At 65.1% G+C, this 13,446-nt stretch carries 12 protein-coding genes; 2 read left to right on the top strand and 10 right to left on the bottom strand.

Going from position 1 to position 13,446, the window contains the following annotated elements:
- Positions 1-28: 28 nt before the first annotated feature.
- From hscB to uvrB, 7 genes are all read right to left on the bottom strand, one after another.
- On the bottom strand, positions 29-541 hold the full coding sequence (gene hscB / locus NGJ44_RS06225) for a Fe-S protein assembly co-chaperone HscB (protein WP_053243935.1): 513 nt from the start codon (positions 539-541) through the stop codon (positions 29-31).
- 3 nt (positions 542-544) lie between these two features.
- The gene (gene iscA, locus NGJ44_RS06220) at positions 545-868 is read right to left on the bottom strand and encodes an iron-sulfur cluster assembly protein IscA (protein ID WP_053243934.1); all 324 of its coding nucleotides are present in this window, start codon (positions 866-868) and stop codon (positions 545-547) included.
- 1 nt (position 869) lies between these two features.
- Positions 870-1,274, bottom strand: coding sequence for a Fe-S cluster assembly scaffold IscU (iscU, locus tag NGJ44_RS06215; RefSeq protein ID WP_053243933.1), 405 nt, complete (start codon positions 1,272-1,274; stop codon positions 870-872).
- A 33-nt stretch (positions 1,275-1,307) separates the two neighbouring features.
- The gene (locus tag NGJ44_RS06210) at positions 1,308-2,519 is read right to left on the bottom strand and encodes an IscS subfamily cysteine desulfurase (protein ID WP_053243932.1); all 1,212 of its coding nucleotides are present in this window, start codon (positions 2,517-2,519) and stop codon (positions 1,308-1,310) included.
- 19 nt (positions 2,520-2,538) lie between these two features.
- Positions 2,539-3,084 carry a Fe-S cluster assembly transcriptional regulator IscR gene (gene iscR / locus NGJ44_RS06205; RefSeq protein WP_053243931.1) on the bottom strand — a complete coding sequence of 182 codons (546 nt, stop codon included), beginning with the start codon at positions 3,082-3,084 and terminating at the stop codon, positions 2,539-2,541.
- A gap of 269 nt (positions 3,085-3,353) precedes the next feature.
- Complete coding sequence (locus NGJ44_RS06200; RefSeq protein WP_053243930.1) at positions 3,354-3,845, bottom strand: low molecular weight protein-tyrosine-phosphatase; 492 nt, start codon at positions 3,843-3,845, stop codon at positions 3,354-3,356.
- A 250-nt stretch (positions 3,846-4,095) separates the two neighbouring features.
- Positions 4,096-6,123, bottom strand: coding sequence for an excinuclease ABC subunit UvrB (uvrB, locus tag NGJ44_RS06195; RefSeq protein ID WP_053243929.1), 2,028 nt, complete (start codon positions 6,121-6,123; stop codon positions 4,096-4,098).
- A gap of 87 nt (positions 6,124-6,210) precedes the next feature.
- Here uvrB and NGJ44_RS06190 point away from each other — a divergent pair, with 87 nt between their 5' ends.
- The gene (locus NGJ44_RS06190; protein ID WP_053243928.1) at positions 6,211-7,410 is read left to right on the top strand and encodes an amino acid aminotransferase; all 1,200 of its coding nucleotides are present in this window, start codon (positions 6,211-6,213) and stop codon (positions 7,408-7,410) included.
- 214 nt (positions 7,411-7,624) lie between these two features.
- Positions 7,625-8,296: a transcriptional repressor LexA gene (gene lexA, locus NGJ44_RS06185; protein ID WP_251863416.1), complete on the top strand. Its 672-nt coding sequence runs from the start codon at positions 7,625-7,627 to the stop codon at positions 8,294-8,296.
- A gap of 351 nt (positions 8,297-8,647) precedes the next feature.
- On the opposite strand, the gene lon is transcribed toward lexA, so the two are convergent.
- The 3 genes from lon to clpP all read right to left on the bottom strand — a co-directional run bounded on the left by lon (position 8,648) and on the right by clpP (position 13,442).
- The gene (gene lon / locus NGJ44_RS06180) at positions 8,648-11,098 is read right to left on the bottom strand and encodes an endopeptidase La (RefSeq protein WP_251863415.1); all 2,451 of its coding nucleotides are present in this window, start codon (positions 11,096-11,098) and stop codon (positions 8,648-8,650) included.
- Positions 11,099-11,381: 283 nt separating this feature from the next.
- Positions 11,382-12,680 carry an ATP-dependent Clp protease ATP-binding subunit ClpX gene (gene clpX, locus NGJ44_RS06175; protein WP_053243927.1) on the bottom strand — a complete coding sequence of 433 codons (1,299 nt, stop codon included), beginning with the start codon at positions 12,678-12,680 and terminating at the stop codon, positions 11,382-11,384.
- Positions 12,681-12,788: 108 nt separating this feature from the next.
- Positions 12,789-13,442, bottom strand: a complete 654-nt coding sequence (clpP, locus tag NGJ44_RS06170) for an ATP-dependent Clp endopeptidase proteolytic subunit ClpP (protein ID WP_053243926.1) — start codon at positions 13,440-13,442, stop codon at positions 12,789-12,791.
- Positions 13,443-13,446: the final 4 nt, after the last annotated feature.

Below are 13,446 nucleotides of genomic sequence, written 5' to 3'. Positions count from 1 at the left end.
GCCGGGGCGCGTCGCGCACCCGCTTCCGCTATCGAGCCGGCTGGGCCTGGGCCAGCTCCTGCGCCAGTTTCTCCACGAACATCCATTCGCGCACCTTCTGGCCCGCGGCGGCGTAATCGCGTTCCACGTCCAGCAGTTGCGCGAGCCGGGCGCGCATCCCGGCGCGGGCGGTTTCCAGCTCGGCATGCAACGCGGCCAGCGCCTCGGGATCGTCGCGGCCGTCGTCGAGCATCTCGCGCCAGGCCATCTGCTGCATCAGGAAATCCGCGTCCATGGCGGTATTGCTTTCCGTCTGCAAATCCACGCCCGCGCTTTCGCACAGGTAGCGCGCCCGCAGCAGCGGATCGCGCAGGACGCGGTAGGCTTCGTTGGCGCGCGCCGCCCATTGCATGGCCACCCGCTTCTCGGCCGGGCTGGCGGTTGCGTAGCGGTCGGGGTGCACCTGCGCCGCCACGGCGCGCCAGGCGGATTCCAGCGCCTGCCCGTCGAGCTCGAAACGGGCCGGCAAGCCGAAAAGGCTGAAATGATCGTCCGCCGCCACGCCCTACACCGTGAACGACTCGCCGCAGCCGCAGGTCGCCTTCTCGTTGGGGTTGCGGAACTTGAAGCCCTCGTTCAGGCCTTCGCGGGCGTAATCGAGCTCGGTGCCGTCCAGGTACGGAAGGCTCTTGGGATCGACGAACACCTTGACGCCGTGGCTCTCGAAGACGAGGTCCTCGGCGGCCGGGTCGTCCACATATTCGAGCTTGTAGGCCATGCCCGAGCAGCCCGTCGTTCTCACGCCGAGCCGCAGGCCGATACCCTTTCCGCGCTTCTGCAAATAGCGGCCGATATGGCTGGCAGCCTGTTGGGTCAGGGTAACGGACATGTCAGTTCGCCACGGCTTCGGCGTTCGCCGAGTGCTTTTCCTTGTAATCCTGGACCGCCGCCTTGATGGCGTCCTCGGCCAGAATGGAGCAGTGAACCTTCACCGGCGGCAGGGCCAGCTCTTCGGCGATCTGCGTGTTGCGGATGGCCAGGGCCTGGTCCAGCGTCTTGCCCTTGACCCATTCCGTCACCAGCGAACTGGAGGCGATGGCCGAGCCGCAGCCGTAGGTCTTGAAGCGCGCGTCTTCGATGATGCCGGCTTCGTTGACCTTGATCTGCAGCTTCATCACGTCGCCACAGGCCGGCGCGCCGACCATGCCGGTGCCCACCGAGTCGTCGGACTTGTCAAAGGAACCGACGTTGCGGGGATTCTCGTAGTGATCGAGTACTTTGCTGCTGTAAGCCATGTTGATTCTCCACGTATGTCTTGGCGCGGGCGCTCAGTGCGCGGCCCACTGCACGGTGTTCAGATCGATGCCTTCCTTGGCCATTTCCCAGAGCGGCGACATGTCGCGCAGCTTGCCCACTCGGCTCTTGATGAGCTCGATGGTGTAGTCGACGTCGGCTTCGGTGGTGAAGCGGCCCAGGGTGAAACGGATGGAGCTGTGCGCCAGCTCGTCGTTGCGGCCCAGGGCGCGCAGCACGTAGGAGGGCTCCAGGCTGGCCGAAGTGCAGGCCGAGCCGCTGGACACCGCCAGCTCCTTGATGGCCATGATGAGCGACTCGCCTTCGACGTAGTTGAAGCTCACGTTCAGGTTGTGCGGCACGCGGTGCTCCATGTCGCCGTTGAGGTACACCTCCTCGATCTGCGACAGGCCCGCCCAGAGGCGGTCGCGCAGCATGCGGATGCGTTCGTTCTCGGTGCCCATTTCCTCGCGCGCCAGGCGGAACGCCTCGCCCATGCCGACGATCTGGTGCGTGGCCAGCGTGCCGGAGCGGAAGCCGCGTTCGTGGCCGCCGCCGTGCATCTGCGCCTCGATGCGCACGCGCGGCTTGCGGCGCACGTACAACGCGCCAATGCCCTTGGGGCCATAGGTCTTGTGCGCCGAGAACGACATGAGGTCGACCTTGAGCTTTTGCAGGTCGATTTCGACCTTGCCGGTGGCCTGCGCCGCATCGACATGGAAGACGATGCCCTTCTCGCGGCAGATTTCGCCCAGCGTCTCGATGTCCTGGATGACGCCGATCTCGTTGTTCACCATCATGACCGACACCAGCACGGTGTCGGGACGCAGCGCGGCCTTGAACACGTCCAGGTCGATCAGGCCGTCGTCCTTGACGTCGAGATAGGTCACTTCGAAACCCTGGCGCTCCAGTTCGCGACAGGTGTCCAGCACCGCCTTGTGCTCCGTCTTGACGGTAATGATGTGCTTGCCCCGTTCGGCGTAGAAATTCGCCGCGCCCTTGATGGCAAGGTTGTCGGACTCCGTGGCGCCGGAAGTCCAGATGATTTCGCGCGGATCGGCGTTCACGAGCTTGGCGACTTCCTCGCGGGCGCGCTCGACGGCCTCTTCCGCTTCCCAGCCGAAGGCATGGCTGCGCGAGGCCGGGTTGCCGAAATGCTCGTAGAGCCACGGCACCATTTTCTCGACCACGCGCGGGTCGACGGGAGTGGTGGCGGAATAATCCAGGTAGATCGGGCGAGAGGTCATGTACTGCTCCTGATGCTGCTTATACGGTGGCATTGGCCGCGACGGAGGTGGTCGGGGCGTTGGCGGCGCTCGCATTGGCGCCGCCCACCCGATCCACGCGCACCGCGCAGGCCTGGGCTTGGTTGTTGGCTTCCTGCAGTTGCCGCACACGCTGCTGGTCGACCAGATCCTGCAGGGATACCGAATCCAGGTAATCCACCATTTTGCGATTCAGGGTGGCCCAGAGCTCGTGCGTCATGCACTTGCCAGGCTTGCCGTCGTTGCCGCTCGTACAGTCCCGCTTGCCGCCGCAACTGGTGGCGTCCAGCGGCTCGTCGACGGCGAAGATGATGTCGGCCACCGTGACGTTGCGCGCCAGGCGGGCGAGCGAATAGCCGCCTCCCGGGCCGCGCACGCTGTCCACGAGTTCGTGGCGGCGCAGTTTCCCGAAAAGCTGCTCGAGGTAGGAAAGCGAGATGTTCTGACGCTGGCTGATCGCCGCGAGAGTGACCGGACCGCTGTGCTGGCGCATGGCGAGATCGATCATGGCCGTCACGGCGAAACGCCCTTTGGTAGTTAGCCGCATGGTGAATTCCCTGTGATCCCGGCATCGGCCGCCGGGTCATCCGGCGGGCAATACCTGAGTAATTGCCTCAAGTATAGCAAATTCCCGACTAATTTGGTATGGCTCCCGCCTAGAAAAAACCGCGCCGAGGCGCGGTTTCCGTCTGTCCGGCGTCGCCAGGGGCGGCGCCGACCCGGGCGGCGGCCGCCTGATGACGAAACCCTGGCGACACGGCCCGAGGGTCTGACCGGCACCGGCCCGGGCATCAGGCCCTGTGCCTCAGGGCAAAATCAGGCCGCCTGGTACTGGGTGGCGCGCTTGCGGACCAGCTCCAGCACACCCTGACAGGCGTCTTCCAGGTAGTCGAGCACCTTGGAGAAGCCGTCCGCGCCGCCGTAGTACGGGTCGGGCACCGTGGCTTCCTCGTGGTCGTTCGCAAAGCGCATGAGCAGCATGAGCTTGTGCTGGTACGCCTTGGGGCACTGTTGCTGCATGGCCGAGAGGTTGTCCCAGTCCATGGCGAGGATGAGGTCGAAATCGCGGAAATCCTCTGCGGTGACCTGGCGGGCCTCGCGGTGCGTGATTTCGTAGCCGCGCTTGCGCGCCGCGGCTTGCGCCCGGGCATCAGGCGCCTCGCCGATATGGAAGGCATGCGTTCCCGCCGAGTCGATGCGCACGACATCGGCCAGACCCGCGTCATTCACCAAATGACGGAACACGCCCTCTGCGCTCGGCGAGCGGCAGATATTGCCCATGCAAACGAAAAGTACCTTGGTCATCATGCATGTAAGTGTGCGGGAAAACCCGGAATAAGGCAAGCTTTTTTTGCGCCTGCGCAATGGGTGCGGGACGAAACAGGCGCTTTGATTTTTTCAATGAAATCAATTCATTGCGTCAATTCCGGCGAGCGCCGGAATCGCCCCGCGCGCGCCGCCTCCGGCGCGGCCGGAACGCCATGCCGCGGCGCGGCGATCACCCGTCGTTCAGATTTATGTCAGCACCCATCAAGCACATGTAACAACAACCGCGGCGCTATACCGCCCCGTCGAGCAGCACCCGCTGCTTGAGCGCATTGAGCGCGTCCCGGGCGGCGGCGGCCTGCTCGAATTCCAGGTTGCGCGCGTGGTCCATCATCAGCTTTTCCAGGCGCTTGATTTCCCGGGCCAGCGCCTTCTCGTCGGTGAGCAGCTCGGCGGGCACCGCGGCCTCCAGCGTGTCGTGCTGGGCCGGCGCCACCACGCCGTCGATGAGCTCGCGCACCGCCTTCTGCACGCCTTTGGCGGTAATGCCGTGATCTTCGTTGAATTTCAACTGCTTGGCGCGGCGCCGGCTGGTTTCCTCGATGGCGCGCCGCATCGAGTCGGTGACGCGGTCGGCGTAAAGAATGGCATGGCCGTTCAGGTTGCGGGCGGCCCGGCCGATGGTCTGGATCAGGCTGCGCTCGGAACGCAGGAAGCCTTCCTTGTCGGCGTCCAGGATGGCCACCAGCGACACCTCGGGAATGTCCAGCCCCTCGCGCAGCAGGTTGATGCCCACCAGCACGTCGAAAGTGCCCAGGCGCAAGTCGCGGATGATTTCCACCCGCTCCACGGTATCGATGTCGGAGTGCAGATAACGGACCCGGATGCCGTGCTCGGAAAGGAAGTCGGTCAGGTCCTCGGCCATGCGCTTGGTAAGCGTGGTGACCAGCACCCGCTCCGACCGGGCCACGCGGGCCTTGATCTGGCCCAGCAGATCGTCCACCTGGGTGCGGGCCGGCAGCACTTCCACCACGGGATCGACCAGGCCGGTGGGCCGCACCACCTGTTCCACCACGTTGTCCGAATGCTCGTTCTCGTAGGCGGCGGGCGTGGCCGAGACGAACACGCACTGCCGCATGCGCGCCTCGAACTCCTCCAGGCGCAGCGGCCGGTTGTCCAGGGCCGAAGGCAGGCGGAACCCGTATTGCACCAGGGTTTCCTTGCGCGCGCGGTCGCCGCGGTACATGCCGCCCAGCTGGCCGATGGTGACGTGGCTTTCGTCGATGAACATCAGCGCATCGGCGGGCAGGTAATCGATGAGCGTAGGCGGCGGCTCGCCGGGCGCCGCGCCGGACAGGTGGCGCGAGTAGTTCTCGATGCCCTTGCAGAAGCCCAGCTCCTGCAGCATCTCGAGGTCGAAGCGCGTGCGCTGTTCGAGCCGCTGCGCCTCGACGAGGTGCCCCCCGTCCACGAAATGCTTGACGCGCTCGCGCAGCTCTTCCTTGATGGTTTCGATCGCGCGCAGCACCGTGTCGCGCGGCGTGACGTAGTGCGAGCCAGGGTACACCGTGAAGCGCAGCAGCTTCTGCCGCACGCGGCCGGTGAGCGGATCGAAGAGCTCCAGGGTTTCGATCTCGTCGTCGAAGAGCGTGACGCGCAAGGCCAGCTCGGGGCTTTCCGCCGGGAAGATGTCGATGGTTTCGCCGCGCACGCGGAACACGCCGCGGGTGAACTCGGCATCGTTGCGGGTGTATTGCATGGCCACCAGCCGCGCCAGGATCTCGCGCCGGGAGATCTGATCGCCCGTGCGCAGGATGAGCACCATGGCGTGGTAGTCGCCCGGGTTGCCGATACCGTAGATGCACGACACCGTGCCGACGATGACCGTATCGCGGCGCTCCAGCAGGCTCTTGGTGGCCGACAGCCGCATCTGCTCGATGTGCTCGTTGACCGAGGAATCCTTCTCGATGAAAAGGTCGCGCGTGGGCACGTAGGCCTCGGGCTGGTAGTAGTCGTAGTACGAAACGAAATACTCGACGGCGTTGCGCGGGAAGAATTCGCGCATCTCGGCGTAGAGCTGGGCGGCCAGCGTCTTGTTGGGCGCCAGCACCAGGGCCGGCCGCCCCAGGCGCGCAATGACGTTGGCCATGGTGTAGGTCTTGCCCGAACCCGTCACGCCCAGCAGCGTCTGGTACATGAGGCCGTCCTGCACGCCCTGGGTCAGCGCCTCGATGGCGGCGGGCTGGTCGCCCGCGGGCGGATAGGGCTGGTGGAGGTGAAATGGACTGCCTGGGAATTCGACGAAGCCGGGGTCTGCCATAGTGTTTCCCATGCTAGACTGTTTCAGGGTAAACCCCCCATTATCCACAGCACTCCGGACTGCGTCCACCCACGTCAACACACTCCCATGAGCACCCTTTTCGATACCGTCGAACTCGCGCCGCGCGATCCCATTCTTGGCCTGAACGAACAGTACAACGCGGACACCCGCCCCGGCAAAGTGAATCTGGGCGTGGGCGTGTATTACGATGACCAGGGGCGCATTCCCCTGCTGGCCGCGGTGCGCAAGGCCGAGCAGGCGCGCATCGAAGCCGCCGCCGCGCGCGGCTACCTGCCCATCGAGGGCATCGCGGGCTACAACCAGGCCGCGCAGACCCTGCTGCTCGGCAAGGATTCCCCCCTGGCCGCCGCCGGCCGCGTGCTGACCGCCCAGGCGCTGGGCGGAACCGGCGCGCTGAAGATCGGCGCCGACTTCCTGCGCCAGCTGCTGCCGCAGTCGAAAGTGCTCATCAGCAACCCGAGCTGGGAAAACCATCGCGCGCTGTTCGAGCGCGCCGGCTTCGAGGTCGGCACCTATGCGTACTACGATCCGGCTACCCGCGGCCTGAACTTCGACGGCATGCTGGCCGACCTGAAGGCCGCCCCCGCCGGTACCGTCGTGGTGCTGCACGCCTGCTGCCACAACCCCACGGGCGTCGATCCCACGCTCGACCAGTGGAAACAGATCGCCGCGGCGGTCAAGGAAAACCGCCTGGTTCCCTTCCTGGACATCGCCTACCAGGGCTTCGGCGAAGGCCTGCAGGAAGATGCCGCGGTGGTGCGCCTGTTCGCCGATCTCGATCTCACCATGTTCATCAGCTCGTCGTTCTCGAAATCGTTCTCGCTGTACGGCGAGCGCGTGGGCGCGCTGACCGTGGTGGCCGGCAGCAAGGACGAGGCCGTCCGCGTCCTGAGCCAGCTCAAGCGCGTGATCCGCACCAACTACTCGAACCCGCCCACCCACGGCGGCACGGTGGTTTCCATGGTGCTCAACTCGCCCGAGCTGTACGCCATGTGGGAAGCAGAGCTGGCCGGCATGCGCGACCGTATCCGCCTCATGCGCAAGCAACTGGTCGAGAAGATCGCCCAGTACGGCGGCAAGCAGGATTTCAGCTTCGTCCTGAAGCAGCGCGGCATGTTCTCGTACTCGGGCCTCACGGCCGCCCAGGTCGACCGCCTGCGCGAAGAACACGGCGTGTACGCCGTTTCCAGCGGCCGCATCTGCGTGGCCGCGCTCAACAGCGGCAACATCGACACCGTGGCCAAGGCCATCGCCTCCGTGCTGTAAGGCGGCTCGGCCCCGTGCCGCCCACCGCAAGAAGGGCCCCTCGCGGGCCCTTCTTGCATGGGCCTTTCCGCATCGGCGCCTGCCGCGCCGGCCCCGCTGCGCGTCGGTCCCGTTCCACCCCCGCCCCGCCTTTTCCGCTGCTTGCTTTTTTTTGCTGTGTCCCCCAGAATGGCGCTGTATATATGTACAGTCCGCCAGCAAACGGATCATCGCCATGGCCAGCAAACTCACCGAACGCCAACAGCAAATCCTAGATCTCATCCGGCTCACGGTAGCGCGCACGGGTTTTCCGCCCACCCGCGCCGAAATTGCCCAGGCGCTGGGGTTCCGCTCGCCCAACGCGGCGGAAGACCATCTCAAGGCCCTGGCGCGCAAGGGCGCCATCGAGCTTACCGCCGGCGCATCCCGCGGCATCCGCCTCAAGGACCTCGCCAAGGACGCCTCCTCCCCCTCTTCCGCCTCGCTGGCGGCCTCGTCCGTGGCCGGCGCGCTGCAGCAGCTGCTGCTGCCGCTGGTGGGCCGCGTGGCGGCCGGCAGCCCCATCCTGGCGGCCGAACATGTCGAACGCGAGGTGGGCGTCGATCCCAGCCTGTTCGCGCAGGCGCCCGACTACCTGCTCAAGGTGCGCGGCATGAGCATGCGCGACGCCGGCATCCTCGAAGGCGACCTGCTCGCCGTCAAGAAAGCCGCCGAAGCGCGCAACGGCCAGATCGTGGTCGCGCGCCTGGGCGACGACGTTACCGTCAAGCGCTTCCAGCGCCAGAACGGCCGGCTCGCCCTGCTGCCCGAAAACCCTGATTTCGACCCCATCATTGTCGAGCCCGGCCAGGATTTCGCGCTCGAGGGCATCGCCGTCGGGCTGATCCGCACCCAGGCGTTGCACTGATCCTCCGCGCGCCACTCGGCCGAGCAGGCGCAACGAACGAATGCAGAACGGCAGGGCCCGCGGCCCTGCCGTCTTGCTTCCCGCCTCCTTCTTCCGCAGCAGCCCGTCTCAGGGCGGGCTTCACCCTCCGTTCCACAGCCCGCTTCGCGGCCCATTCATGGCACGATCGGGTAGGGTGAGGGGTTAGCCCTTGCCTTCGGCTAACTCTTCCCCTTGTCGGGCGAGTAGAGGACTTCCACCTCCAAGTGGGTGCGCCCTGCCGGGCGCACCAAAAAAAAAACCGCGCACAGGGTGCGCGGTCATCTTGACCGGGCCGCGCTTGCGCGCGGGCCCGGCGGCGGCATGGCCGGATCAGTGCTTCAGGACGGGATCGCCCGATTCCGACTCGGCAGGCTTGCCCACCAGCGGTTCCTTCACGGCCTCTTCCTCGGCCAACGGCTCGGGTAGACGCTCCAGCGCCAGTTCCAGCACCTTGTCGATCCAGCGGACCGGCACGATTTCGAGCTGGTTCTTGACGTTGTCGGGGATCTCGGCCAGGTCCTTGACGTTTTCTTCCGGAATCAGCACGGTCTTGATGCCGCCGCGGTGCGCCGCGAGCAGCTTTTCCTTCAGACCGCCGATCGGCAGGACTTCGCCCCGCAGCGTGATCTCGCCCGTCATGGCCACGTCCGCCCGCACCGGAATGCGGGACAAGGCCGACACCATGGCGGTCGTGATGGCGATGCCCGCGGACGGACCGTCCTTGGGCGTGGCGCCTTCGGGCACGTGCACGTGCATGTCGTGTTTTTCGAACACGCTGTCGGCAAAGCCCAGGCGGCGGGCGCGGGAGCGCACCACGGTGCGGGCGGCCTCGACCGATTCCTTCATGACGTCGCCCAGCGAGCCGGTGCGCTGGATCACGCCCTTGCCGGGCATGTCCGCCACTTCGATGGTGAGCAGGTCGCCGCCGACCTCGGTCCAGGCAAGGCCCGTGACCTGGCCGATCTGGTTTTCCTTCTCGGCCATGCCGAAGGTGTAGCGGCGCACGCCCAGGTAATCGCTCAGGTTTTCGGCCGTGACGTTGACCGGCTTGGTTTCGGGCGCCTTGCCCTCTTCCTTGGCTCGGTCGGACTGGGCCAGCAGCTGCTTGACCACCTTGCGGCAGATCTTGCCCACCTCGCGTTCCAGCGCGCGCACACCGGCTTCACGAGTGTAGTAGCGCACGATGTCGCGCAGGGCGCTCTCGTCCACGGTCAGCTCGCTGTCCTTCACGCCGTTGTTCTTCATCAGCTTGGGCAGCAGGTGATCGCGGGCGATGTGGATCTTCTCGTCTTCGGTGTAACCCGACAGGCGGATCACTTCCATGCGGTCCAGCAGGGCCGGCGGAATGTTGAGCGTATTGCTCGTGGCCACGAACATCACGTCGGACAGGTCGAAATCCACCTCGATGTAGTGGTCCTGGAACGTGTGGTTCTGTTCCGGATCCAGCACCTCCAGCAGCGCCGACGAGGGATCGCCGCGGAAATCCATGCCCAGCTTGTCGATCTCGTCGAGCAGGAAGAGCGGATTGCGCACGCCGACCTTGGTCATGTTCTGGATGATCTTGCCGGGCATGGAGCCGATATAGGTGCGGCGGTGGCCGCGGATCTCGGCTTCGTCGCGCACGCCGCCCAGCGCCATGCGCACGAACTTGCGGTTCGTGGCCTTGGCAATGGACTGGCCGAGCGAGGTCTTGCCCACGCCCGGAGGTCCGACCAGGCACAGGATGGGCGCCTTGACCTTGTCCACGCGCTGCTGCACGGCGAGGTATTCGAGAATGCGTTCCTTGACCTTCTCCAGACCGTAGTGGTCGTTGTCCAGCACGGTTTCGGCGTTGCTGATGGAGTTGTTGATCTTGCTCTTTTTCTTCCAGGGAAGATTGATGAGCGTGTCGATGTAGTTGCGCACCACGGTGGCCTCGGCCGACATGGGCGACATGAGCTTGAGCTTCTTGAGCTCGGAATCGGCCTTCTTGCGCGCTTCCTTGGGCATGTGCGCGGCGACGATCTTTTTCTCGAGCTCTTCGATGTCCGCGCCTTCCTCGCCCTCGCCCAGTTCCTTCTGGATGGCCTTGACCTGTTCGTTCAGGTAGTAGTCGCGCTGGCTCTTTTCCATCTGCTTCTTCACGCGGCCGCGAATCCGCTTCTCGACCTGGAGAATGTCGATTTCGGTTTCGAGCTGCGTGAGCAGACCTTCGAGGCGTTCGGAAGTGCCGGTGATTTCCAGCATCTTCTGCTTCTGCTCCAGTTTGAGGGGCAGATGGGCGGCAATGGTATCGGCCAGGCGGCCGGCATCGTCGATGCCCGCCAGCGAGGTGAGGATCTCCGGCGGGATCTTCTTGTTGAGTTTGACGTACTGTTCGAACTGCGCAACGATGGCGCGGCGCAGGGCTTCGGTCTCGGAGCCCTGCATGACGTCGGGTTCGATGGGCGTGACCTGGCACGTGAAGTGCGAGTCCACGTCTTCGATGCTGTTGATGCGCGCGCGCTGCGTGCCCTCGACCAGCACCTTCACGGTTCCGTCGGGCAGCTTGAGCATTTGCAGTATGCCCGCGACGCAACCGATTTCGTATACGTCTTCGGGGGTGGGATCATCCTTGCCGGCGGATTTCTGGGCCACCAGCATGATGCTCTTGCCCGCTTCCATGGCGACCTCGAGCGCGCGGATGGAGCGCGGGCGGCCGACAAACAGCGGGATCACCATGTGCGGAAACACGACGACGTCGCGTAGCGGCAGCAGGGGCAGGTCGATCGGGTCGGAAGGCAGGGTCTGGCTGGCAGACATAGGGGGTTCCTCGGTATGACTCGGCGTATCGGGGACGAGGAGCCGGGCTGCGCCTGGCCGTCTCGTCGGTTACGTCTGTTATGGGAACAATAGCCGAAAATTCAAGATCCTGGCGGACCGATAAGCAAAAACGATGCGAAAAGGCCTCCAGTACGGTTTTGCCCGCTTCCGGAGCATCGTGCGGAAACGGGACGCCTGCTGCATAGACTACCCGGCCTGGCAAATCCGGGGCGTTCCAAACCAAAAAAACCCGTTTCAAGAACGGGTTTTTTTGAAATATCCATCAGGCGGCGGCGTCCCGGACTTCTCCACGCGCCGGCTTTTCCGGCGCGGCGTCTTCGTCCGCGTAGATGAGCAACGGCTTGCCGTCCCCCTCTATGACGTTCTCGTCCAGCACCACGCGCTTGACGTTGCCCTGGGAAGGCAGCTCGTACATGGTGTCCAGCAGCGCCTGCTCGATGATGGAGCGCAGGCCGCGCGCGCCGGTCTTGCGGCGCAGCGCCTTGCGTGCGATGGCCTTGAGGGCGGCGGGGCGCACGTCCAGCTCGGCGCCTTCCATGGCGAACAGCTTCTGGAACTGCTTGACCAGCGCGTTCTTGGGCTCGGTGAGGATCTGCACCAGGGCCGCCTCGTCGAGCTCGTCCAGGGTGGCGACCACCGGCAGGCGGCCGACCAGTTCGGGAATGAGGCCGAACTTGATCAGGTCTTCGGGCTCGACCTCGCTGAAAAGCTCGCCCACCCCGCGCTCGGACTTGGCCCGCACGGAAGCCGAGAAGCCGATGCCGGACTTCTCGGTGCGATCGCGGATGATCTTTTCCAGGCCGTCGAAGGCGCCGCCCACGATGAACAGGATGTTGGTCGTGTCGACCTGCACGAAGTCCTGGTTGGGGTGCTTGCGGCCGCCCTGCGGCGGCACCGAGGCCACCGTGCCCTCGATGAGCTTGAGCAGGGCCTGCTGCACGCCTTCGCCCGAAACGTCGCGCGTGATCGACGGGTTGTCGGACTTGCGGGAAATCTTGTCGATTTCGTCGATGTAGATGATGGCGCGCTGCGCCTTCTCGACTTCGTAGTTGCAGTTCTGCAGCAGCTTCTGGATGATGTTCTCGACGTCCTCGCCCACGTAGCCGGCTTCGGTCAGGGTGGTGGCGTCGGCCATGACGAAGGGCACGTTCAGCATGCGCGCCAGCGTCTGGGCCAGCAGCGTCTTGCCGGAACCCGTGGGCCCGATGAGCATGATGTTGCTCTTGGAGAGCTCCACCTCGTCGCCCTTGATCTCGCCGTGGCGAATGCGCTTGTAGTGGTTGTAGACCGCCACCGCCAGCATGCGCTTCGGGCCGGTCTGGCCGATGACGTACTGGTCGAGGAAGGTCTTGATTTCAGCCGGAGTGGGCAGCTCGGAACGAATCGCCGCGCGCGCGGTGGCCTGGGCCTCCTCGCGGATGATGTCGTTGCACAGGTCTATGCATTCGTCGCAAATGAAGACCGACGGGCCCGCGATCAGCTTGCGGACTTCATGCTGGCTCTTGTTGCAAAACGAACAATGCAGCACCTTTGCGTCTGCCGATCCCTTTTTTTCAGGCATATGTGTTTCGTATCTCAGGTAACGACGCGCCGGACCGCTTGCAGGCCCGGCGCAGCCTACGCTTACTCAATCGTGACGGCAGCAGGGTGTGGGATCAACCTCGGGAAGTCAGCCTTCCGCGCGGGAGGTCATCACCTTGTCCACCAATCCATACGATACCGCATCTTCGGCCGACATGAAGTTGTCACGTTCCGTGTCCACCGCGATGCGCTCGACCGGCTGGCCGGTGTTCTCGGCCAGGATGCGGTTCAGGCGCTCGCGCAGGTCCAGGATTTCGCGGGCCTGGATCTGAATGTCGGAGGCCTGCCCCTGGGCGCCGCCCGAGGGCTGGTGGATCATGATGCGGGAGTTGGGCAGCGTGAAGCGCTTGCCCTTCGTGCCCGCCGCCAGCAGGAACGCGCCCATGCTGGCCGCCAGGCCGGTGCACAGCGTGGAGACGTCCGGCTTGACGAACCGCATGGTGTCGAAGATGGCCATGCCCGCGTACACCGACCCGCCCGGCGAGTTGATGTACAGGGAGATGTCCTTGTCGGGATTCTCCGATTCCAGGAACAGCAGCTGGGCCACCACCAGGTTGGCGGTGGCGTCGTTGACCGGCCCCACCAGGAAGATGAGGCGTTCGCGCAGCAGGCGCGAATAGATGTCATAGGCGCGCTCGCCGCGCCCCGACTGTTCGATCACCATGGGGATGTACCCCAGGGCGGTGGGGGTCACGGAGGACCCGCCGTGCATGGCCGCGTAGAAATCGGTGAATCTCTGCATGGTG

The sequence above is a fragment of the Achromobacter sp. Marseille-Q4962 genome (assembly GCF_943737005.1).
In the GTDB taxonomy this organism is placed as follows: domain Bacteria; phylum Pseudomonadota; class Gammaproteobacteria; order Burkholderiales; family Burkholderiaceae_B; genus Achromobacter.
Note: the sequence above shows the minus strand (reverse complement) of the source record. Positions and strands in the feature narration are given on the sequence as shown.

Excerpts from the sequence above, each read along its gene's own strand:
- lon (WP_251863415.1), bottom strand. The coding sequence starts at position 11,098 with ATGTCTGCCAGCCAGACCCTGCCTTCCGACCCGATCGACCTGCCCCTG.
- NGJ44_RS06190 (WP_053243928.1), top strand. The coding sequence starts at position 6,211 with ATGAGCACCCTTTTCGATACCGTCGAACTCGCGCCGCGCGATCCCATT.
- iscU (WP_053243933.1), bottom strand. The coding sequence starts at position 1,274 with ATGGCTTACAGCAGCAAAGTACTCGATCACTACGAGAATCCCCGCAAC.
- NGJ44_RS06200 (WP_053243930.1), bottom strand. The coding sequence starts at position 3,845 with ATGATGACCAAGGTACTTTTCGTTTGCATGGGCAATATCTGCCGCTCG.
- clpP (WP_053243926.1), bottom strand. The coding sequence starts at position 13,442 with ATGCAGAGATTCACCGATTTCTACGCGGCCATGCACGGCGGGTCCTCC.
- iscA (WP_053243934.1), bottom strand. The coding sequence starts at position 868 with ATGTCCGTTACCCTGACCCAACAGGCTGCCAGCCATATCGGCCGCTAT.
- clpX (WP_053243927.1), bottom strand. The coding sequence starts at position 12,680 with ATGCCTGAAAAAAAGGGATCGGCAGACGCAAAGGTGCTGCATTGTTCG.
- iscR (WP_053243931.1), bottom strand. The coding sequence starts at position 3,084 with ATGCGGCTAACTACCAAAGGGCGTTTCGCCGTGACGGCCATGATCGAT.
- uvrB (WP_053243929.1), bottom strand. The coding sequence starts at position 6,123 with ATGGCAGACCCCGGCTTCGTCGAATTCCCAGGCAGTCCATTTCACCTC.
- lexA (WP_251863416.1), top strand. The coding sequence starts at position 7,625 with ATGGCCAGCAAACTCACCGAACGCCAACAGCAAATCCTAGATCTCATC.
- NGJ44_RS06210 (WP_053243932.1), bottom strand. The coding sequence starts at position 2,519 with ATGACCTCTCGCCCGATCTACCTGGATTATTCCGCCACCACTCCCGTC.